Origin of the sequence: Aeromicrobium sp. (assembly GCF_025965075.1) — a bacterium.
Taxonomy (GTDB): domain Bacteria; phylum Actinomycetota; class Actinomycetes; order Propionibacteriales; family Nocardioidaceae; genus Aeromicrobium.
Genome location: NZ_JAOPXQ010000098.1, coordinates 1 through 21,037, shown reverse-complemented (window position 1 = coordinate 21,037; position 21,037 = coordinate 1). Strand labels below are relative to the sequence as shown.

Sequence of the window (21,037 nt, the reverse complement as noted above, 5' to 3'; positions counted from 1 at the left end):
GCGACTGAGAGTCTCTTGTGAGGCCGCGGTCAGGCGTCGCCACCCTCCTGGGCCACCCCTGCGACGGCAGTCGGATCGTCGATCCGGAACCTGGTGAATGCCTGACGAGCTGTCTCCGCCGGGACGCTGCCCTTCTGCGCGAGCGTCTGCAGGACCGACACGACGATCGACTCAGCGTCGACCTGGAACGTCCGACGAGCCGCGGCGCGCGTGTCCGCGAAGCCGAAGCCGTCCGTGCCGAGCGACTGCCACGGCCCGGGCACCCAGCGGGCGATCTGGTCGGGCACGGCTCGCATGTAGTCGCTCACCGCGACCGTGACGGCGGACGTGTCCATCAGCCGGGCCGTGATGTAGGGCATCCGGCTGTACTCGCCGGGGTTGTTGAGGTTCCACTTCTCGGCGGCGACGGCGTCGCGGGCCAGCTCGTTCCACGACGTGACGGACCAGACGTCGGCGGCGACGTCGTAGTCGTTCGCCAGGATCTCCTGGGCCTTGAGCGCCCACGGGACCGAGACGCCCGACGCCATGATGCGCGCGGTCGCGTCACCACCGGTCGCCTTGCGATAGACGTACGCGCCCTTGAGGATCCCCTCGACATCGACGTCGTCCGGCTCAGCGGGCTGGTTGAAGGCCTCGTTGTAGACCGTGATGTAGAAGATGATGTCCTCGCCGTGCGGGAACGAGTCGCTCGTGCCGTACATCCGCTCGAGGCCGTACTTGACGATGTGGCTGATCTCGAAGCTGAACGCGGGGTCGTAGTGCACGACCGCCGGGTTGGTCTGCGCGATCAGCGGCGAGTGGCCGTCGGCGTGCTGCAGGCCCTCGCCGGTCAGCGTCGTCCGGCCGGCGGTGGCGCCGATCAGGAAGCCGCGGGCCAGCTGGTCGGCCATCGCCCAGATCGAGTCGGCGGTGCGCTGGAAGCCGAACATCGAGTAGAACAGGTAGACCGGGATCATCGGCTCGCCGTGTGTCGAGTACGCGCTGCCGGCCGCGATCGCCGAGGCCATGGCACCGGCCTCGCTGATGCCCTCGTGCAGGAGCTGGCCCTGGGCCGACTCCTTGTACGCCAGCAGGAGCTTGCGGTCGACCGAGTCGTACTGCTGCCCGGCCGGGTTGTAGATCTTGGCGGACGGGAACATCGAGTCCATGCCGAACGTGCGGTACTCGTCCGGCGCGATCGGGACGATCCGCGGGCCGATCTCGGGGTCCTTCATGAGATCGCGCAGGAGGCGGACGAACGCCATCGTCGTGGCGATCTGCTGCTTGCCCGAGCCCTTCTTGAGCTCGTCGAAGACCTTGTCCTCGGGCAGCTTGACACTCGTCGGGTTGACGACGCGCTTGGGCAGCGAGCCACCGAGCGCCTCCCGACGGGCCTTCATGTACTGGATCTCCTCGCTGCCCTCACCCGGGTGGTAGAACGGCGGGAGGCTGTCCCCGTCGATCTGGGCGTCGGAGATCGGGATGTTGAGCCGGTCGCGGAATCCCTTGAGGTCGTCCTTGGTGAGCTTCTTCATCTGGTGTGTGGCGTTGCGTCCCGCGAAGGACTCCAGCAGCCAGCCCTTGATGGTGTGCGCCAGGATCACGGTCGGCTGGCCGGTGTGCTTCTGCGCGGCCTCGAACGCGGCGTAGACCTTGCGGTAGTCGTGGCCACCGCGTGGGAGCCGCTCGATGTCGGCGTCGGAGAGGTGCTCGACCATCGCCCGCAGGCGCGGGTCGGGGCCGAAGAAGTGCTCACGGTTGTAGGCGCCGGTCTCGACCGAGAGGGTCTGGAACTCGCCGTCGGGCGTGCGGTTCATCTGGTTGACCAGGACGCCGTCGGAGTCGCGGGCCAGCAGGTCGTCCCACTCGCGGCCCCACACGACCTTGATGACGTTCCAGCCCGCGCCGCGGAAGTAGGACTCGAGCTCCTGGATGATCTTGCCGTTGCCGCGCACCGGACCGTCGAGCTGCTGCAGGTTGCAGTTGACGACGAACGTCAGGTTGTCGAGCTCCTCGCGGGCGGCGATGCCGATCGCGCCGAGGGACTCCGGCTCACCCATCTCGCCGTCGCCGAGGAACGTCCACACGTGCTGCTGGCTCGTGTCCTTGATGCCGCGGTTGTGCAGGTAGCGGTTGAAGCGGGCCTGGTAGATCGAGTTGATCGCGCCGAGTCCCATCGAGACCGTCGGGAACTCCCAGTAGTCGCTCATGAGCCGTGGGTGCGGGTAGGACGACAGGCCGTTGCCGGCGCCGTGGGAGTGCTCCTGGCGGAAGCGGTCGAGCTGCGTCTCGCTCAGGCCGCCCTCGAGGAACGACCGGGCGTAGATCCCGGGCGCGGCGTGTCCCTGGAAGTAGATCTGGTCGCCGCCACCGGGGTGGTCCTTGCCCTTGAAGAAGTGGTTGAAGCCGACCTCGTACAGGCTCGCGGCCGACTGGTAGGACGCGATGTGGCCGCCGACGCCGAGGCCGGGACGGTTGGCGCGCGACACCATGACGGCGGCGTTCCAGCGGATGTAGGCGCGGATGCGGCGCTCGATCGCCTCGTTGCCGGGGAACCAGGGCTCACGCTCCGGCGGGATCGTGTTGATGAAGTCGGTGCTGCGCAGCGCGGGCACCCCGACGTTCTGCTCGCGGGCACGCTCCAGCAGCTTGAGCATGACGTAGCGAGCACGGCTCCGCCCGCGGCTGTCGACCATCTCGTCGAGCGAGCTGACCCACTCTGCCGTCTCCTCCGGATCGATGTCAGGCAGTTGGGTCGGGAGACCTTCATGGATGACTGGCGGACGTTCGTGGCCGGATTGCGGCATGTTGACTCCCAAGTGTCTTGTGGACGTGTCCATCATTCCACCTCGGGTTCGCTACTGTGATACCGGCAACCGTGCTGACGAACCTACTTTTCAGTAGGTTTTCGACGAACGTAAGGGAGACATACCGGTGGACGCGGGCAAGCTGGGCTTCGGTCCTGACACCGTCATCCAGGAGCTTGGCTGGGATGAGGACGTCGACGAGGAGCTTCGTGTCGAGGTCGAGCGTCACACCGGTCACAACTTGGTGGACGGCGACCACGGCGATGATGTTGAAGGTGTCATCCTCTGGTGGCGCGACGGCGACGGTGATCTCACCGATGCGCTGGTCGACTCCCTCCAGGACCTGATCGAGGGCGGCTCGGTGTGGCTGCTCACGCCGAAGGTGGGGCGTGACAACTACGTCCCGGGCGCCGATGTGGTCGAGGCGGCGGAGATCGCGGGGTTGTCAGTCACGACGACGTCCGCGGCGACGGCCGAATGGGCTGCGACGAGACTCACGGCGCACAAGCGCTGAGGTGCCCCTACGCTGCTGGGCATGACACTCAGCATCGGAGACAAGGCACCCGACTTCACCCTCAAGAACCAGCACGGCGAGGACATCTCGCTGTCGTCGTTCCGCGGCAAGAACGTCGTGCTGGTCTTCTTCCCCTTCGCCTTCAGCGGCATCTGCACCGGTGAGCTGTGCGAGCTCCGTGACAACCTCGGTGAGTTCCAGACCGAGGACGCCGAGATCCTGGCGGTCTCGTGCGACCACTTCTTCTCCAACCGGGCCTTCGCGGAGCGGGACGGCTACACGTTCTCGGTGCTCAGCGACTTCTGGCCGCACGGCGACGTGTCGCGGGCGTACGGCACCTTCAACGACGGTGCCGGCGCGCCCAACCGCGGCACGTTCGTGATCGATCGTGAGGGCATCCTGCAGTGGCAGGTCGTCAACGGGATCGGCGAGGCGCGCGATCTCGGCGACTACCGCACCGCCCTGGCCGGCCTTTCCTGAGACAGGCCGTCCCTGAGGCGTTCCTTTCTGAGAAAAGTGCCGCACAAGGCGTTCAATCTCCGCAATTGGCTGCGCCTCGCCCCGGCGATGCGGTTTGATGAGGTTGCTGCGGCTGCCAGGGACCCGAGACCTTGGCAGTCGTGGCCTTTGCGTGGTGGGGCCCCCGAGAATTCGGGGCGAACGGCGCGACTGCGGTAACGTTTCGCCTGGTCCTGAGGGCGAATAGCTCAGTTGGTTAGAGCATCCGGTTTACACCCGGAAGGTCGGGGGTTCGAGTCCCTCTTCGCCCACCATCGACGGTTGCCCTGACTGTTCTTTGGTCGGGGCAACCGTCGATCTCGGACCGAGCACGAGAACCCCTTGGGTGGGGGTACCCCCTGCACGGAGCGCAGCGGAGTGCTTGGGGGATCGAGTCCCTCTTCGCCCACCATCGACGGTTGCCCTGACTGCTCTTTGGTCGGGGCAATCGTCGAGCTCGGACGGCCGCTCAGCGGCAGAACGCGTCGACCAGCTCGCGGACCTGCTGGAAGCCCGTCACGTGGTCCGCGTCCTTGTCCTCGCTCCGGCCGACGACCGCGACACCGTACGTCCCGTGCAGCCGTTCGTACGCCGTGCCGATGTCGCCGTCCACGAGCGCGACGACGCCCAGCCGGGTGCTCTCGGCGAACCTCACGACGAAGTCCTCCGTGCGCAGTCCTCCGACGCGCTCGACAGTGTCCTTGGCATCGTCCGACGCGTCGTCCTGGTCACACCGGGTGTCGGGAGCGACCCGGACCGTCGGCGTCTCGCCGGACCCGTCCGAGCAGGCCGCAGCGGTGGCGGCGGTCAGCACGAGTGCCGGCACGAGGAGGCGTGGTCGCATGGGATCACTGTCGCCGATCGGATGACGCGCCGCCAACGTCTGCCACGATGTTCGGCATGGACGAGGCCGAGATCGTGGCGCGGTTGCGCGCCGCCGGCAGCGTCTTCGCCGAGGACGAGGCGAGCATCCTCCTCGGGTCGGCTCCGACCCCGGACGAGCTGGAGACGAAGCTGGTGCGCCGCGTCGCCGGAGAGCCGCTCGAGGTTGTCGTGGGCTGGGCCGAGTTCTGCGGGCAGCGGATCCTGGTGGACCCCGGCGTCTTCGTGCCGCGGGTCCGCACGGGGGTGCTCGTCCGCGAGGGCCTGCGCGGGCTCGAGCCGGGGTCGGTCGTGGTCGACCTGTGCTGCGGCACCGGGGCGGTCGCCGTCGCGCTGGCGGCCCGGCTCCCGGGACTGGAGCTGTACGCCGCCGACATCGAGCCGGTCGCCGTCGCCTGCGCGCGACGCAACGTCGAGCCGCTGGGCGGGACCGTGCTGGCGGGCGACCTTCTCGACGCGCTGCCCACGACGCTGCGCGGCCGGGTCGACCTGCTGGTGGTCAACGCCCCGTACGTACCCACCGACGCGATCGCGCTGATGCCGCCGGAGGCACGGGACCACGAGCCTCGGGTCGCGCTGGACGGCGGCACGGACGGCGTCGACCTGCACCGGCGGGTCTCGGCCGCGGCGGGGGACTGGCTGGCGCCCGGCGGACGGCTGCTGGTCGAGACGAGCGTTCGACAGGCGGCGCTGACCGCGGCGGCGTTCCGCGGCGGCGGACTGGTGCCCAGGGCGGTCCGCGACGAGGACCTCGACGGCACCGCGGTCGTCGGAGGACGGGGTGTCGGCGGAGCCTGACACGATGCAGGCATGCCTTCTTCGACGACCACCGAGACCGACGCCTCCTCCGCGCTCCGCAGGCTGACCGGTCGCGACGACGCGGTCTTCCACGAGGGCCAGCTCGAGGCGATCGAGGCCCTGGTCGACGGGCACCGCCGCGCTCTCGTCGTGCAGCGCACCGGCTGGGGCAAGTCGGCGGTCTACTTCATCTCGACACTGCTGCTCCGCCAGCGCGGCGCGGGTCCGACCCTGCTGGTGTCACCGCTCCTGGCGTTGATGCGCGACCAGGTCGCGGCCGCGGAGCGAGCCGGGGTGCGGGCGGTCGCGATCAACTCCGCCAATCCGCACGAGTGGGAGCAGACGCGCGCCCGGCTCGCCGCCGACGAGGTCGACATCCTGCTGGTGTCGCCGGAGCGGCTCAACAACCCGAGGTTCCGCGACGAGCAGCTGCCGGCGCTGATCGAGCGGATGGGCATGCTGGTCGTCGACGAGGCACACTGCATCTCGGACTGGGGACACGACTTCCGCCCCGACTATCGCCGGCTCGCCGAGCTCATCGCGCAGCTGCCCCCCGACCTGCCGGTGCTGGCGACGACGGCGACCGCCAACGCGCGGGTCGTGACCGACGTCGCCGAGCAGCTCGGTGCCGTCGGCGAGGTGCTGACGATCCGCGGGTCCCTCGCACGCACGTCGCTGCGCCTCGGCGTCCTCGAGCTCGCGGGCCCGCGCGAGCGGCTCGGCTGGCTGCTGAGTCACCTGGCCGAGCTGCCCGGCAGCGGCATCATCTATGCATTGACGGTCTCCGCGGCGGAGGACACGGCCCGGCTGCTGCGCGACGGGGGCCACGCCGTCCGGGCCTACACCGGCCGCACCGACCCCGAGCAGCGTGAGCAGCTCGAGCGCCAGCTCAAGGACAACGAGATCAAGGCGCTGGTGGCGACCAGCGCGCTCGGGATGGGCTTCGACAAGCCCGATCTGGGTTTCGTCATCCACCTGGGCGCGCCGTCGTCGCCGGTCGCCTACTACCAGCAGGTCGGCCGCGCCGGCCGTGCGACGGACAACGCCGACGTGCTGCTCCTGCCGGGCCGTGAGGACCAGGACATCTGGCGCTACTTCGCGACCGCCTCGATGCCGACCGAGGAGCGGGCCGCCCAGGTCATCGGGGAGCTCCGCACCGACGAGGCCCTCTCGACCCCGGCGCTCGAGGCCCTCGTCAACATCCGTCGCACCCCGCTCGAGCTGCTGCTCAAGGTGCTCGACGTCGACGGTGCCGTCCGCCGGGTCCAGGGCGGCTGGGTCGCGACGGGACAGCCGTGGACGTACGACCGGGAGCGCTATGAGCGGATCGCCGAGGCCCGCTCGGTCGAGGCGCAGTCGATGCTGACCTACGAACGTTCCACGTCCTGCCGGATGGAGATGCTGCAGAGCGATCTCGACGACCCGACCGCGAGCCCGTGCGGCCGGTGCGACAACTGCACCGCGCCGTGGTTCCCCACTGGTGTCGACGACGCCGCTGCCGCGACCGCGTCGAGCACGCTGGACCGGGTCGGCGTCGAGATCGACCCGCGTGCGCAGTGGCCCAAGGGGTCGGTGGCCTCGGGCAACATCGCCAAGGACGAGCGGGCGGAGCCGGGCCGGGCCGTCGCCCGGCTGACGGATCTCGGCTGGGGCGGCGTGCTGCGCGAGCTGTTCGCCGCCGGCGCGCCGGACGTCCCGGTCACCGACGACCTGCTGGGGGCCTGCGTCCGGGTGCTGAAGGACTGGGGCTGGACCGAGCGGCCGGCGGCGGTCGTCAGCATCCCGTCCCGGTCCAAGCCGCAGCTCGTCGACACCCTGGCCCGGGGCATCGCCCGGATCGGCCGGCTCGAGGACCTCGGCTCGCTCGACCTTGTCGGCGACGGCCCGACCGGCGAGTCCGGCGGCAACAGCGCCTACCGGCTCGGCGGCGTGTGGGGATCGTTCGCGGTCGGCCCGGACCTCGCCGAGCGCCTCCGCGGCCTCGGCGGGGCGCCGGTCCTGCTGGTCGACGACCGGGTCGACAGCCGGTGGACGTTGACCGTCGCGGCCCGGGAGCTCCGGCGCGCCGGGTCGGGTCCCGTGCTCCCGCTGGCCCTGGCCGTCGTCGCCTGATCCGCACCGCTCACGCCCGGTCCCGGTCCCAGCTCCGGTCCGGCGAGTTGTGACAGGTCGTACGTTGGACGCATGGAGCATCGATATCTCGGCAACAGCGGTCTCAAGGTCTCGGAGATCGCCTACGGCAACTGGCTGACCCACGGATCGCAGGTCGAGGAGGACGCCGCGACCGCGTGTGTGCGGCAGGCCCTCGAGGAGGGCATCACGACCTTCGACACGGCCGACGTCTACGCCAACACGAAGGCCGAGTCGGTCCTCGGCCGCGCCCTGGCCGGCGAGCGTCGCGAGTCGGTCGAGATCCTGACCAAGGTCTACTGGCCGACCGGCCCGGGCGGACCCAACGACTCCGGCCTGTCGCGCAAGCACATCATGGAGTCGATCAACGGCTCGCTGACCCGGCTGCAGACCGACTACGTCGACCTCTACCAGGCCCACCGGTACGACATCGAGACGCCGCTCGAGGAGACGATGCAGGCTTTCGCCGATGTCGTCCGGTCCGGCAAGGCGCTCTACATCGGGGTCTCGGAGTGGACCGCCGAGCAGATCCGCGACGGCCACGCCCTCGCCCAGGACCTGGGCATCTCGCTGATCTCGAGCCAACCGCAGTACTCGATGCTGTGGCGAGTCATCGAGGACGAGGTCGTCCCGACCAGCGAGGAGCTGGGACTGGGCCAGATCGTGTGGTCACCGATCGCGCAGGGTGTGCTGACCGGCAAGTACAAGCCCGGCCAGCCGGTGCCCGAGGGCTCCCGCGCGACCGACGCGCAGGGCGGGTCCAACATGATCAGCCGCTGGCTCCGGGACGACGTGCTCGAGGCGGTCGCCCGCCTGGAGCCGATCGCGCAGGCCGCCGACGTCACGATGGCGCAGCTCGCGGTCGCCTGGGTGCTCCGGCACCCCAACGTCTCCGCGGCGATCGTCGGGGCCTCCCGCCCCGAGCAGGTCACCGACAACGCGAGGGCCTCCGGCATCACGCTGGGCGACGACGTCATGGCGGCGATCGACGACGCGCTGGGCGACGTCGTCGTGCGTGACGCCTCGCTGACGGGCCAGCAGACGCCGTCGTCGCGGCCGACCTGACCTTTCGACAAGCTCAAGGAGCGGGAGCGAATAGGCTGCCGGGCATGTCCTCGTTGCGTGATGTCGTCGCCGTGCTCGACAGCCTGTACGACCCCCGGTGGGCCGACGACTGGGACGCCGTCGGCACCGTCGCCGGCGACCCGGACGCCCCCGTCACGAAGGTCCTGCTCGCGGTCGACCCGGTCCAGGCCGTCGTGGACGAGGCCGTCGCGATCGGGGCCGACCTGGTCCTGACCCACCACCCGCTGTGGCTCAAGGGCGTCACGACCGTCGCGGCGTCCTCGCCCAAGGGTCGGGTCGTCCACACCCTGATCAGCAACGGGATCGCGCTGCACACGTGCCACACCAACGCCGACAGCCCGACGCTCGGCGTCTCGGAGTCGATGGCGTACGCCCTCGGGCTCCAGGACGTACGTCCGCTCGACCCGGACCCGCTCGACCCCGGCGAGACCACCGCCCGGGGCAGCGGCCGGATCGGCGTGCTGGCCCAGCCGACGACGGTGTCGGCGTTCGCCCAGCACGTCGCCGCCGCCCTGCCGGCCCACCACAGCGCGGTCCGGGTCGCCGGTGACCCGGACCGGCCGGTGTCGACCGTGGCCGTGTGCGGCGGGTCGGGCGACTTCCTGCTGGCGACGGCCGACGCCGCCGGCGCGGATGTCTACGTGACCTCCGACCTCCGCCACCACCCGGTCAGCGAGCACCTCGAGCGACCGGGCGCGTGCGCCGTGGTCGACGTGCCGCACTGGTCGGCGGAGTGGACCTGGCTGCCCGTCGCCGCGGAGGCGCTGACCGGGCGCCTGCCCGGGCTCGATGTCGTCGTGTCGCAGATCGTCACCGACCCGTGGACGTCGCACCTGCCATCGCAGTGAAGTTCGCGTGCGGTGAACCGCCAATCCCGGGGTCCGACCCAAGGGCAGGGCGACAGACATCATGAAGCGGGTACGGTAAGTCTGTGAAAGCCGACCCCACTGCCCAAGCCGCACTCCTGGAGCTCCAGGCCCAGGACTCGATGCTTGCCCAGCTCCAGCACCGCAAGCTCAACCTCGCCGAGCACGCGGCCATCACCGAGCTGGAGGTCCAGGTCAAGGAGCTTGACGGCCAGCGCGTCGAGCTCGACACCGAGGTGTCCGACCTGACCCGCGAGCAGAAGAAGGCCGACGCTGAGGTCGAGCTCGTGCGCAACCGGCGCACCCGCGACGAGGAGCGTCTCAACTCCGGCGCGATCACCAACCCCAAGGACCTGGAGAGCCTCCAGCACGAGCTCGTCGCCCTCGAGCGCCGCATCGGCACGCTCGAGGATGCCGAGCTCGAGGTCATGGAGAAGCTCGAGGACGCGCAGCGCCGCCTCGGTGCGGTCGAGGCCGATCTGCACAGCCTCAAGGCCGACCTGCGCGAGAAGGTCACGACGCGCGACGCCGCCGTGACGGTCATCGACGAGCAGGTCAAGGATGCCCAGGCCGAGCGCGCATCCTCCACCGAGTGGATCCCGGATGACCTGCTCGCGGTCTACGACAAGGTCCGCGCGCAGTACGGCGGACTGGGCGCCGCAGCGCTCCGCGCCCGCCGGTGCGAGGGCTGCCGCCTCGAGATCAACGGCGCCGACCTGCGCGAGCTCGGCTCGGCACCCGACGACGAGGTCCTCCGCTGCCCCGAGTGCAGCCGCATCCTGGTGCGTACGCCCGAGTCAGGGCTGTGACCTCACGCGTCATCCTCGAGGCAGACGGAGGATCACGCGGCAATCCTGGACCTGCCTCCTACGGCGCGTTGATCCGCGATGCCGGCACCGGCGTCGTCATCGCCCAGCGGGGCGAGACGATCGGCGTGGCGACCAACAACGTCGCGGAGTACTCCGGCCTGATCGCCGGGCTCGAGCTCTTCGCTGAGCACACGCCCGAGGCGACGCTCGAGGTCCGGATGGACTCCAAGCTCGTCATCGAGCAGATGGCGGGCCGCTGGCGGGTCAAGCACCCGGACATGAAGCCGCTGGCGCAGAAGGCCCGGCAGCTGGCCCCGGCCGGCGTGACCTGGACGTGGGTCCCGCGCGAGGACAACCAGGCCGCCGACGCGCTGGCCAACGCCGCCCTCGACGACCAGCGGGCCGGTGGCACGGGACGCGTCGCCGCCGCCGACTCCACGGGGAGAACGACCCCGACGGCACAGGCCACCGGCTGGAGCGCGTCGAAGGGCGAGCCCACGACCCTGGTCCTCCTGCGGCATGGGGTCACGGGCTCGACCGTGCGCAAGGTGTTCTGCGGCGGCGGGGGCGCCGACCCCGGCCTGACCGAGGCGGGGCAGGAGCAGGCGGAGCGCGCCGCGGAGTGGCTGGAGCGGCTGGGCGGTGTCGACGCGATCATCGCCTCGCCGATGCGACGGACGCAGGAGACCGCCGGCGCCGTCGGCCGGACGCTCGGCCTCGACGTGCAGACCGAGCCGGGCCTGATCGAGACCGCGTTCGGCGACTGGGACGGCAGCACGTTCGCCGAGATCCAGGAGCGCTGGCCCACCGAGATGCGCGACTGGCTGGGCTCGACCGCCGTGGCGCCACCGGGAGGAGAGGCGTTCGACCAGGTCTTCGAGCGGGTCTCCGCGACCCGCGACCGGATCCTGTCGGCGTACGCCGGGCAGACCGTCGTCGCGGTCAGCCACGTCACGCCGATCAAGATGCTGGTCCGACTGGCGCTCGACGCCCCGGCCGGCGTGATCTACAAGATGGAGCTCGCTCCCGCGTCGATCACGACGGTCCAGTGGTGGCCCGATGGGGGCTCGTCGCTGCGCAACTTCAACCTCGTCCCCTGAGCGGCGCCGTCAGCTGAGCGGCACGTCCTCGACGACGACGTCGAGGCGGCCGCCGTCGCGCTCGATGGTCCAGCCGAGATCGGCCAGTGTGGCCTGGAGGTCGTCGACGGTGCGCGGCTCGGCCCCGGCCTCGAGCAGGCCCCGGACGATGCGTCCCTTGGTGGCCTTGTTGAAGTGGCTGACGACCTTGCGGGTGCCGTTGTGCTCATGGAGCACCCGCATCGTGGCCGTCCGCTCGGCGAGCTCGACCGGGGGCTTGCCGAGCGCTGTGTAGGTGCCCGAGCGCAGGTCGACCAGCAGCCCGTCACCCGTCTCCTCGCGCATGACGCGGGGCAGGGGCGTGCGCCACCGGCCCGACACCGTGCCGAGCCGGGGCAGGGTGACCGTCCCGGAGAGGCGGTAGGCCGGGATCAGGTCGTCGGGCCGGAGCAGCCCGAACAACGCGCTGGCGATTGCGATCGACCCGTCGGCACGCTTGCGCGCGTCGTGGTCGAGGGAGGTCAGGTCGAGGGCGGAGAACAGGACCCCGGTGTAGATCGCGTCCGCCCGGGCGGTCGGCTCCTCGGTGAGGGCCGCGTTGACCGCGACGGCCCCCGCCTGGGTGGGGCCGAGGCCGAGCACGTCGGCGGCCCGCGTGGCGTTGCCCTGGCAGAGCTTGACCAGGTGGCGGAGCAGGAGCTCGCGCACCGGTGTCAGGCCGCCGAACGCCAGCGAGTCGAGGTCCAGGGGAGCCCCGGACTCCGGCCGGGTCTTGCCTTCGGACGGGGGGAGCAGGATCAGCACCCGACGACCCTACCGGCGCGCGCCCTCACCAGATGAGCGACGTCCACGCCCACAGCACCACGGTGCACAGCACGACCAGTGGGGGAGTCGTGGCGATCCCCAGCAGGTGGAACTCCCGCACGGTCGACATCGCCCGGCCGCCGGACTGGCGCCACAGCAGGTTGGCCACGGACCCGATCATCGTGAGGTTGGCGCCGACGTTGACGCCGATCAGCAGCGCCAGCACGGGGGCGGGTCCGGCGGCCGCCGCGGCGGGCAGGAGCAGCAGCGTCGCGGGCAGGTTGTTGACCAGGTTGGCAGCGACCATCGCGATCAGCGCGACCAGCAGCAGTGACCCCAGCCCGTGCCCCGACGGCATCGAGTCGTCGAACCACTCACCCATCCGGGTCGTGCCGAGCCACGCCACGATGAACGCCCAGACCAGGATGAAGGCCGACAGCGGCAGGTTCGCGGCCGCGAGCAGATCGGCCCAGGTCGTCCGGCCCCGGGCGAGGGCGTGGCCCGACAGCAGGATCGCGCCCGCCGCGGCCGGGATCCACGGGGTCGTGCCGCTCGCCAGGGCGAGCAGGACCGCGATCACGACGGCCACCGGGAACAGTGGGACCGCGTACGTCTCGGTGGGCGCCGGCGACGGCTCGCGGAGCTCGGCGGCGAACCACCGGCGCAGGATCATGTACTCCGCGGCGACGGCGACCAGCCACACCGGGAGCATCGCCCAGGTGAAGCCGACGAACGTCAGCCCGGTCGAGGCGAAGACCAGGAGGTTCGTCAGGTTGGAGACCGGCAGCAGCGTCGAGCCGGAGTTCGCGAGCCGCACCGACGCATAGGCGTACGAGCGCCGGGCCGACGCCGCGAGCAGGACCGGCGTCAGCAGCACGACCGTCGCGTCCAGGCTCAGGACGGCCGTGACCGCCGCGGCGAGTCCCACCGCCCAGGCCAGGAGCCGGGTGCTGGACCCCGCGGCGTACTGGGCCACGTGCCCACCGATGATCTCGAACAGGCCCTCGTCGGCGCACGCCTGCGCGAGCACCATCATGGCGACGAGGAAGGCGACGATCCCGGCGAGGGACCCCAGGTCGTGCGTCACGTCGGTGAACCTATCCGAACAGGCCCACGCCCTCCGCGATCAGGACCAGGCCGAACACGACGAAGGCCACCGTGGCGCCGATCTTGATGACGCGCTCGGGCAGGTGCCGGCCGAGCAGCGCGCCGACGACGATCGCCAGGGCGTCGGCGGCGACCATACCGACCGTGCTGCCGAGCCACGTGCCGAGCCAGCCCTCCTGCGTCGCCAGGGTGATCGTCGCGAGCATCGTCTTGTCGCCCAGCTCGGCGAGGAAGAAGGCGATACCGACCGCGACGATCGCCGCACCCGTGGCGCTCCTGGCCTTTCCGGCCTCCTCCTCGGTCAGCTCGTCGCCCCGCCAGGTCCACGCCGCGAACAGCAGGAACGCGACGCCGGCAACGATCGCGATGGTGCCCTGGCTGTCCTCGAAGCGGTCGCCGACGAACGCGCCGATCCCGACCGAGGCGAGGTGGACCAGGGCGGTCGCCGCGGTGATGCCGATGATGACGTCCCGCACCCGGTACCGGGTGGCGAACGTCATCGCCATCAGCTGGCTCTTGTCCCCGAGCTCGGCCACGAAGATCACGGCGGTGCTCAGCAGGAAGGCGTACACGACAAAGGCTCCTCGTCTGCCTGGACGAAGAGCCTGGGACGACGAGTCTTCGACCAGGCGCGTCAATAGACAGGTCTGGTCGAAAGTCTCGTCCGCCAGAAGGTTCTCTGGCCTGCTGCACCGGATGCTCACACGTTCGTGGGCCTCAGTATGTCGACACAGCCGTTGGGGACTACTCCCTTTCGTACGCCCAGCCTAGGGCACCCCGACCGGCTCCTGCACCACCGCCGCCATGACCTCGGTCACCCCGGGGCGATAGGATCGGACCGCGAATGAGTCGGCCGGGCGGCCGCGGCATCTTCACCGCGAGGTGGGAATGTCGAGGAAAGTCCGGACTCCGTAGAGCGACGGTGGTGGCTAACGGCCACCCACGGCGACGTGCGGGACAGTGCCACAGAAATCAGACCGCCAGCGGCCTTCGCCCGATGCGCGCGAGCTTGCTCGTGCGTGATGGCGACAGGTGCGGGTAAGGGTGAAACGGTGAGGTAAGAGCTCACCAGCGTGCCGGGTGACCGGGACGGCTAGGTAAACCCCACCGGGAGCAAGACCAAGAGGGCTCGACCGCGAGGTCGGGCCTGCGCTGACGGGCTGCTCGTCCGATGTCAGCGGGTAGGTTGCACGAGGCGTCCAGCAATGGGCGTCCCAGATGGATGGTCGCCCGGGCCCGGAGCAATCCGGGCCTGACAGGATCCGGCTTACAGGCCGGCTCATTCGCACCCTGATCGTCCGTCCTGATTGCGCCCGAGTGCGCGGGGTACGTTCGAGGCGAGGCCCCTCCCCGGAGGTGTGGCCCGCCCCAACCCCCGATATCTCAGGAGCAGACATGACTGTGCCCACGATTGCCCTCAACAACGGCAAGACGATCCCGCAGCTCGGCTTCGGCGTCTTCCAGATCGACCCTGACGAGACCAAGGACGCGACGCTCGCGGCCCTCGAGGTCGGCTACCGGCACATCGACACCGCTGAGATGTACGGCAACGAGAAGGGCGTCGGCGAGGCCGTCCGCGAGTCCGGCCTGGCGCGCGACGAGATCTTCGTGACCAGCAAGCTCAACAACGGCTTCCACGCGCACGACGACGCCCTCAAGGCGTTCGACGAGTCGCTCGACGCGCTGGGCTTCGACTACCTCGACCTGTTCCTGATCCACTGGCCGCTGCCGGGCATCGACGTGACGTTCGTCGAGACCTGGAAGGCGCTCGAGGAGGTCTACGCCAGCGGCCGGGCCCGGTCGATCGGCGTGTCGAACTTCCAGCCCAAGCACCTGCGCCGCCTGCTGCAGGAGACCGACGTCGTGCCCGCGGTCAACCAGATCGAGGTGCACCCCTTCCTGACCCAGGACGACGTCCGTGCGGCCAACGCCGAGCACGGCATCGCGACCGAGGCCTGGTCGCCGATCGCGCAGGGCCTGGTCCTGGACAACCCCACGATCACCAACATCGCGGCCGAGCACGGCAAGACGCCGGCGCAGGTCGTCCTGCGGTGGCACGTGCAGCGCGGCGACATCGTCTTCCCCAAGTCGGTGACGAAGGAGCGCGTCGAGGAGAACTTCGCGATCTTCGACTTCGAGCTGTCCGACGGCGAGATCGCCATGGTCAGCGCGCTGAACAAGGACGAGCGCACCGGCCCCAACCCGGACGAGTTCAACTACATCCCGTGACCCGTGTCCTGACGCTGCCCGGCCACGTGGTCAGGGCAGCGTCAGGATCTCAGCACCCTTGGACGTCACCAGCAGGGTGTGCTCGAACTGGGCCGTGCGCGACTTGTCCTGCGTCGTGGCGGTCCAGCCGTCGTCCCACATGTCCCACTCGATCGAGCCGAGCGTCAGCATCGGCTCGATCGTGAACGTCATGCCCGGCAGGATCACGGTGTCGTGGTCCGGGTCGTCGTAGTGCGGGATGATCAGGCCGTCGTGGAACGCCGGGCCGACGCCGTGCCCCGTGAAGTCCCGGACGACGCCGTAGCCGAACCGCTTGGCGTACGTCTCGATGACCCGGCCGATCACGTTGATCTGCCGGCCCGGCTTGACGGCGCGGATCGCCCGCATCGTGGCCTCGCGGGTCCGCTCGACCAGCAGTCGTGACTCCTGGTCGACGTCGCCGACCAGGTAGGTCTTGTTGGTGTCGCCGTGCACCTCGCCGATGTAGGCGGTGATGTCGATGTTGACGATGTCGCCGTCCTCGAGCGGGCGGTCGTCGGGGATGCCGTGGCAGATGACCTCGTTGACGCTGCTGCACAGCGACTTGGGATAGCCGCGGTAGCCCAGCGTCGACGGATAGGCGCCGTGGTCGAGCAGGAACTCGTGGCCGACCCGGTCGAGCTCGTCGGTCGTCACGCCCGGGGCGATCGCCGCCTCGACGGCGTCCAGCGCCCGGGCGGCGATCCGGCCCGCGGCCCGCATCGCCTCGATCGTCTCCGCGTCGCGGACGAAGGGCCCCTTGTAGGGCAGCGGGGCGATCTGTCCGACGTACTCGGGACGGTCGATCGAGTCGGGCACGGCGCGCTGGGCCGACACGCGGCCGGCAGTCAGGACAGTCACCCGGCGAGTTTAGTGGGCCTCGAAGCCGGGCCGGGCCGTGCCGAAGGTCATAGGCTGCAGTCATGAGCGAAGGCAAGTACTACTACTGCACCAAGCACCACACCGTCGAGGGTGAGGAGGGATGTCGCGCGGCCGACCGCCTCGGCCCCTACGACTCCGCCGCTGAGGCCTCCCGCGCCCTCGAGATCGCTGCCGAGCGCACGAAGGACTGGGACAGCGACCCGGAGTGGAACGACGACGCCCAGCCGCCCAAGGAATGAGGCGCCGCCGCCGTCGACGGGGGAGTGGACTACAGCTCGAACGGTCGGGCCCGTGGATCGGCGTCGCCGGGCTGCTGGTCGTGCTGTGGTGCACCGTCACGACCGGTCTGTTCGCCCCGTGGTGGGGGATCGTCCTGGCGTTCGTGCTGCTGATCCCGCAGGTCGTGCTGGTCGCCCGGTGGACCCGGACGCACCCGACCTGGTGCATCTGGGTCCCCGTCGTGGGTGTCTTGGCCTGGATCGCGCTGGGCTGGGTCGGCGCGACCGCATGGGACTGGAGCGCCTAGCTCCTTGAGGAGCGGTGCGCTGGCGTCCACCCACCCGCACCGGGTCAGGCAGCCCAGGCCTCTTCCTGGGCGCCAGCGCACCGCTCACCAAGGATTCAGCTCTCGAACGAGTGCTCCGGGCCGGGGAAGACGCCGGTCGCGACCTCGTCGGCATACGTCCGGGCGGCGTCGAGCATCACGGTGTGCAGATCGGCGTACTGCTTGACGAAGCGCGGCAGCCGGCCCGTGCGCAGGCCCATCATGTCGCCCCAGACCAGCACCTGGGCGTCGCAGTCGACGCCGGCGCCGATGCCGATCGTCGGGATGCGCAGCGCCTTGGTCACCTCGGCCGCGACCGGGGCGGGCACCATCTCCATCACGACGGCGAACGCGCCGGCCTCCTCGAACGCCTTGGCCTCGGCGATCAGCGTGTTGGCGGTGTCGCCGCGGCCCTGGACACGGTAGCCGCCCAGGTTGTGCTCGGACTGCGGGGTGAAGCCGATGTGCGCCATGACCGGGATGCCCGCGTCGGTCAACAGCTTGACCTGCGGCACCATCGGCAGGCCGCCCTCGAGCTTGACGGCATGGGCGTTGGCCTCCTTCATGAACCGGACGGCGGTGTGGAACGCCTGCTCGGGCGAGCCCTGGTAGGAGCCGAACGGCAGGTCGGCCACGATCAGCGCCCGGTGGGTCGACCGGGTCACCGCGCGGACCAGCGGGATGAGCTCGTCGACCGTCACGGGCAGCGAGGTCTCGTTGGCGAAGACGTTGTTCGAGGCGGAGTCGCCGACCAGCATCACCGGGATGCCGGCCTCGTCGAACGTCGCGGCGGCGTACTGGTCGTACGCCGTGAGCATCGCCCACTTGTGCCCCTCGGCCTTCCACTGCTGGAGGTGATGGGTGCGGACCTTGCGGATCGTCTCGGATCCGGTGGGCGGGGTGACGGGTCCGGTGCCGTAGGGCGCGGTCTCTTCGGGGGTGGCGTCGGCCATGGGAATTCTCCTGTTCGTCTCGCGGCTCGGGTGGAGTCCACGGATGTCTCCAGCGTGCCAGATCGACGCATCCATGACGCTGTTTGTGAAGCAAGTCACGACACATCGGTGGCAGGATCGTCACCGTGCGCCGCTCCCTCGCCCTGGTCCTCGTCATCGTTGCCGTCGTCGTCCCGGGATGTGCTCGTGGGACCGCCAGCACGGTGGACTGCCGGGAGGACTTCAGTGCGTACCACGACCAGATGGGTGAGTACGGCAATCCGGGCGGCCCGTCGCTGCCGACGCTCACGGCGCGGTGGGACTCCTTGTTCGCGGCGTTCGAACGGCTGGGCCGGAGCGCACGATCGTCCGACTGCGCCGACCTCGACCGTCTCAGCCGAACGGTCGAGAGCGTCGAGTACGTCCTGGTGACGGCCGGTGACTACGACATGGCCGAGCGGCTCGCCGGCGTCGAGGACGATCTCGCGAAGGCGCAGCGGGCCGGCCGGCTCGACCCGACGCCGGCCGACGTGGCCACCGCCATCGAGTCGATGCGCGTCGCAGCGCCGCTCGTCACGAGCGACCTGGCCGCGCCGCTGGCCGCCCTCGACCGGGCGGACCCGCTCGACACCGACGCCGTCGATGCGGCACGCGCGGCACTGACGTCCGCGGCGGAGGCCAGCCAGCCCTTCCAGGGCTGCCTCGACGCGCTCGAGTCGCTGGACGGGAACGGGCTCGGCGACTACGAGGCGACGATCGGCTGACCGTCGACCGCCGGGGTCAGAGCTTCTCCCGCCACCGGTGGGTGATCGGGACGCGGCGGTCGCGACCGAAGTTGCGACGCGACACCTTGGGTCCCGGCGGGTACTGCCGGCGCTTGTACTCGGCCCGGTCCACCAGCGTGATGACCCGCTCGACCAGTGCCGGGTCGAAGCCCTCGGCGATGACGTCGGCCGAGCCGAGGTCCCGCTCGACGTACGCGTCGAGGACCGCGTCCAGCAGGTCGTACGGGGGCAGCGAGTCCGAGTCGAGCTGCCCGGGCCGCAGCTCGGCCGACGGGGGCTTGCTGATCGTGTCCTCGGGGATCGGCGGCGTCTGGCCGAGCTCGACGGCATGCGCGTTGCGCCACGTCGCGAGCTCCCACACCAAGGTCTTGGGGACGTCCTTGATCGGCGCGTACGCCCCGACGGCGTCACCGTAGATCGTGGAGTAGCCGGTCGCGAGCTCGGACTTGTTGCCGCATGCCAGGACCAGGTGGCCGTGCTGGTTGGACAGCCCCATCCAGATCACGGCCCGGATCCGGGCCTGCAGGTTCTCCTCGGCGAGGCCGTCCAGGTGCAGGGCCTCCTGGTACGCGTCGAAGATCGGCGCGATCGGCACGGTCTGCAGCGTCAACCCGGTGCGCCGGGCCTGCTCGGCGGCATCCGACTGGGAGTGCTCGCTCGACCAGGCGCTGGGGTTGGAGACACCGAAGACGTTCTCCGGGCCGAGGGCGTCGACCGCGATCGCCGCGACCAGGGTCGAGTCGATGCCACCGGACATGCCGAACAGGACCGACCGGAACCCGTTCTTGTGCACGTAGTCCCGCAGGCCAGTGACCAGGGCGGTCCAGATCTCCTGGTGCCGGGGCATCCGTTCGGCGTGGGCGACGGGACGCGGCTCGTAGGCCGTGAACGGCTCGGCGGTGATGATGGTGCGCCTGATCGTCAGGCCGCCGAAGCGCTCGTCGGCGTCCGGCATCGTCGGTGTCGCGGCCGGCAGGTCGAGGTCGACGACGAGCAGCTCGGGGTCGAACTGGCCCGAGCGACCCAGCACCGTCCCGGCGGCGTCGACGACGATCGAGTCGCCGTCGAAGACGAGCTCGTCCTGCCCGCCGACCAGGTTGACGTACGCCAGGACGCACTCGCCCTCCTGTGCGCGACGGGAGCACAGCTCGAGGCGTACGTCGTCCTTGTCGGCCTCGTAGGGCGAGCCGTTGGGGACGACGAGCAGGGCCGCGTCGGCGGCCTTCGCCGCGGCGGACGGGCCGTCGCGCCACAGGTCCTCGCAGATCGCGAGGGCCACGTCGATGCCACCGACCTGGATGATGTTGATCGTGTCGCCCGCGACGAAGTTGCGGATCTCGTCGCCGACGCCGTAGTTCCACAGGTGGTGCTTGGCCTGGCGGGCGACGATCCGGCCGCCGTGCATCACGGCGACGGAGTTGAGCGGGGCGTTCTTGGGCACGCCGAGCGTGTCGATCGTCCCCTCGACGTGGTCGAGGAAGCCGACGACCGCGACGAGCTCGCCGCAGCCCTCGTCCTGCAGACGTACGGCCAGCTCCTCGGCCGTGGCCCGGGATGCCTCGATCAGCGAGGCGCGCATCGCCAGGTCCTCGATCGGATAGCCCGTCAGCATCATCTCGGGAAACACCACCAGGTGGGCGCCCTGGGCCACGGCGTCCTTGCAGTGCTGGACGACCAGGTCGGCGTTGCCGGCGAGGTCGCCGACCGTGGCGTTGACTTGGGCGAGGGCGAGGCGCATCTGGGGCATGGGGCGAGACTATCGGGACGCCCCCGCCCCGCTGGGCCTGACGTTTCAGCGGGGACACGCCTGGCGTGTCTGTCGAGACGTCAGGCCCAGCGGCGCGGGCGGCGGCGCGGGCAGCGAGGTGGGCTCGGAAACAATTCCGTAACAATCGGCGTGGGAGACTGAGCACATGGGAAAACAGGAAGACTTCGTCCTGCGCGCGCTCGAGGAGCGCGACGTTCGATTCGTACGTCTGTGGTTCACCGACGTCCTGGGCTCCCTGAAGTCGGTGGCCATCGCCCCGGCCGAGCTGGAGGGCGCGTTCGCCGAGGGGATCGGCTTCGACGGCTCCGCGATCGAGGGCTTCGCCCGCGTCCACGAGGCCGACATGCTCGCGATGCCCGACCCGTCCACGTTCCAGATCCTGCCGTGGCGTGGCGAGACCCCCGCGACGGCTCGCATGTTCTGCGACATCCTGATGCCCGACGGCACGCCGTCGTACGCCGATCCCCGCCACGTGCTGAAGCGCGCGCTGCAGAAGGCCGCCGAGGCCGGGTTCACGTTC

At 70.3% G+C, this 21,037-nt stretch carries 21 protein-coding genes, 1 tRNA gene and 1 other RNA gene; 15 read left to right on the top strand and 8 right to left on the bottom strand.

The window, feature by feature from the left end:
- Window positions 1–29: 29 nt before the first annotated feature.
- Window positions 30–2,786 (bottom strand): pyruvate dehydrogenase (acetyl-transferring), homodimeric type, encoded by a 2,757-nt coding sequence (gene aceE / locus JWQ91_RS06420; RefSeq protein WP_297782033.1) that lies wholly within the window; start codon window positions 2,784–2,786, stop codon window positions 30–32.
- Window positions 2,787–2,913: 127 nt separating this feature from the next.
- Here aceE and JWQ91_RS06415 point away from each other — a divergent pair, with 127 nt between their 5' ends.
- The 3 genes from JWQ91_RS06415 (at window position 2,914) to JWQ91_RS06405 (ending at window position 4,073) form a co-directional block, all read left to right on the top strand.
- Window positions 2,914–3,300: a DUF3052 domain-containing protein gene (locus JWQ91_RS06415; protein ID WP_297782032.1), complete on the top strand. Its 387-nt coding sequence runs from the start codon at window positions 2,914–2,916 to the stop codon at window positions 3,298–3,300.
- Between the two features lie 21 nt (window positions 3,301–3,321).
- Window positions 3,322–3,780 carry a peroxiredoxin gene (locus tag JWQ91_RS06410; RefSeq protein WP_297782031.1) on the top strand — a complete coding sequence of 153 codons (459 nt, stop codon included), beginning with the start codon at window positions 3,322–3,324 and terminating at the stop codon, window positions 3,778–3,780.
- Between the two features lie 216 nt (window positions 3,781–3,996).
- Window positions 3,997–4,073 (top strand) — tRNA-Val (locus tag JWQ91_RS06405).
- Window positions 4,074–4,267: 194 nt separating this feature from the next.
- Here JWQ91_RS06405 and JWQ91_RS06400 read toward each other — a convergent pair.
- Complete coding sequence (locus JWQ91_RS06400) at window positions 4,268–4,642, bottom strand: hypothetical protein (RefSeq protein WP_297782030.1); 375 nt, start codon at window positions 4,640–4,642, stop codon at window positions 4,268–4,270.
- A 56-nt stretch (window positions 4,643–4,698) separates the two neighbouring features.
- Between JWQ91_RS06400 and JWQ91_RS06395 the strand changes: the two genes are divergently transcribed.
- From JWQ91_RS06395 to JWQ91_RS06370, 6 genes are all read left to right on the top strand, one after another.
- Window positions 4,699–5,478, top strand: a complete 780-nt coding sequence (locus JWQ91_RS06395; protein ID WP_297782029.1) for a putative protein N(5)-glutamine methyltransferase — start codon at window positions 4,699–4,701, stop codon at window positions 5,476–5,478.
- 12 nt (window positions 5,479–5,490) lie between these two features.
- The gene (locus tag JWQ91_RS06390; protein WP_297782028.1) at window positions 5,491–7,590 is read left to right on the top strand and encodes a RecQ family ATP-dependent DNA helicase; all 2,100 of its coding nucleotides are present in this window, start codon (window positions 5,491–5,493) and stop codon (window positions 7,588–7,590) included.
- A gap of 72 nt (window positions 7,591–7,662) precedes the next feature.
- On the top strand, window positions 7,663–8,673 hold the full coding sequence (locus JWQ91_RS06385) for an aldo/keto reductase family protein (protein WP_297782027.1): 1,011 nt from the start codon (window positions 7,663–7,665) through the stop codon (window positions 8,671–8,673).
- A 44-nt stretch (window positions 8,674–8,717) separates the two neighbouring features.
- On the top strand, window positions 8,718–9,542 hold the full coding sequence (locus tag JWQ91_RS06380; RefSeq protein WP_297782026.1) for a Nif3-like dinuclear metal center hexameric protein: 825 nt from the start codon (window positions 8,718–8,720) through the stop codon (window positions 9,540–9,542).
- Between the two features lie 83 nt (window positions 9,543–9,625).
- A complete protein-coding gene (locus tag JWQ91_RS06375; RefSeq protein ID WP_297782025.1) occupies window positions 9,626–10,369 on the top strand; it encodes a C4-type zinc ribbon domain-containing protein in 744 nt (247 codons plus the stop codon).
- Entirely contained in the window at window positions 10,366–11,469 is a 1,104-nt protein-coding gene (locus JWQ91_RS06370; RefSeq protein ID WP_297782024.1) for a bifunctional RNase H/acid phosphatase, read from the top strand. Before JWQ91_RS06375 ends, JWQ91_RS06370 begins: the two co-directional genes overlap by 4 nt.
- A gap of 9 nt (window positions 11,470–11,478) precedes the next feature.
- On the opposite strand, the gene JWQ91_RS06365 is transcribed toward JWQ91_RS06370, so the two are convergent.
- The 3 genes from JWQ91_RS06365 to JWQ91_RS06355 are packed head-to-tail and all read right to left on the bottom strand — an operon-like array spanning window position 11,479 to window position 13,931.
- A complete protein-coding gene (locus JWQ91_RS06365) occupies window positions 11,479–12,252 on the bottom strand; it encodes a peroxide stress protein YaaA (protein WP_297782023.1) in 774 nt (257 codons plus the stop codon).
- A 25-nt stretch (window positions 12,253–12,277) separates the two neighbouring features.
- Window positions 12,278–13,339, bottom strand: coding sequence for an SLC13 family permease (locus tag JWQ91_RS06360; RefSeq protein WP_297782022.1), 1,062 nt, complete (start codon window positions 13,337–13,339; stop codon window positions 12,278–12,280).
- A gap of 10 nt (window positions 13,340–13,349) precedes the next feature.
- Window positions 13,350–13,931, bottom strand: a complete 582-nt coding sequence (locus JWQ91_RS06355; RefSeq protein WP_297782021.1) for a TMEM165/GDT1 family protein — start codon at window positions 13,929–13,931, stop codon at window positions 13,350–13,352.
- Between the two features lie 273 nt (window positions 13,932–14,204).
- Between JWQ91_RS06355 and rnpB the strand changes: the two genes are divergently transcribed.
- An RNA gene (gene rnpB / locus JWQ91_RS06350) (RNase P RNA component class A) lies at window positions 14,205–14,645 on the top strand.
- 109 nt (window positions 14,646–14,754) lie between these two features.
- Window positions 14,755–15,588 carry an aldo/keto reductase gene (locus JWQ91_RS06345; RefSeq protein WP_297782020.1) on the top strand — a complete coding sequence of 278 codons (834 nt, stop codon included), beginning with the start codon at window positions 14,755–14,757 and terminating at the stop codon, window positions 15,586–15,588.
- 30 nt (window positions 15,589–15,618) lie between these two features.
- Here the strand turns inward: JWQ91_RS06345 and map are convergent, their stop codons facing one another.
- A complete protein-coding gene (gene map, locus JWQ91_RS06340; RefSeq protein ID WP_297782019.1) occupies window positions 15,619–16,467 on the bottom strand; it encodes a type I methionyl aminopeptidase in 849 nt (282 codons plus the stop codon).
- A gap of 62 nt (window positions 16,468–16,529) precedes the next feature.
- Between map and JWQ91_RS06335 the strand changes: the two genes are divergently transcribed.
- Both JWQ91_RS06335 and JWQ91_RS06330 read left to right on the top strand, forming a co-directional pair.
- Window positions 16,530–16,727 carry a hypothetical protein gene (locus tag JWQ91_RS06335; protein ID WP_297782018.1) on the top strand — a complete coding sequence of 66 codons (198 nt, stop codon included), beginning with the start codon at window positions 16,530–16,532 and terminating at the stop codon, window positions 16,725–16,727.
- On the top strand, window positions 16,724–17,014 hold the full coding sequence (locus JWQ91_RS06330) for a hypothetical protein (protein ID WP_297782017.1): 291 nt from the start codon (window positions 16,724–16,726) through the stop codon (window positions 17,012–17,014). Before JWQ91_RS06335 ends, JWQ91_RS06330 begins: the two co-directional genes overlap by 4 nt.
- A 95-nt stretch (window positions 17,015–17,109) precedes the next feature.
- Here the strand turns inward: JWQ91_RS06330 and panB are convergent, their stop codons facing one another.
- On the bottom strand, window positions 17,110–17,985 hold the full coding sequence (gene panB, locus JWQ91_RS06325) for a 3-methyl-2-oxobutanoate hydroxymethyltransferase (protein WP_297782016.1): 876 nt from the start codon (window positions 17,983–17,985) through the stop codon (window positions 17,110–17,112).
- Window positions 17,986–18,110: 125 nt separating this feature from the next.
- Here panB and JWQ91_RS06320 point away from each other — a divergent pair, with 125 nt between their 5' ends.
- Window positions 18,111–18,728, top strand: coding sequence for a hypothetical protein (locus JWQ91_RS06320; RefSeq protein ID WP_297782015.1), 618 nt, complete (start codon window positions 18,111–18,113; stop codon window positions 18,726–18,728).
- 16 nt (window positions 18,729–18,744) lie between these two features.
- Here the strand turns inward: JWQ91_RS06320 and JWQ91_RS06315 are convergent, their stop codons facing one another.
- Window positions 18,745–20,496, bottom strand: a complete 1,752-nt coding sequence (locus JWQ91_RS06315) for an NAD+ synthase (protein ID WP_297782014.1) — start codon at window positions 20,494–20,496, stop codon at window positions 18,745–18,747.
- Between the two features lie 166 nt (window positions 20,497–20,662).
- On the opposite strand from JWQ91_RS06315, the gene JWQ91_RS06310 reads away from it, so the two are divergent.
- The coding region (locus JWQ91_RS06310; protein WP_297782013.1) for a glutamine synthetase beta-grasp domain-containing protein at window positions 20,663–21,037 on the top strand (375 nt) is incomplete at its 3' end.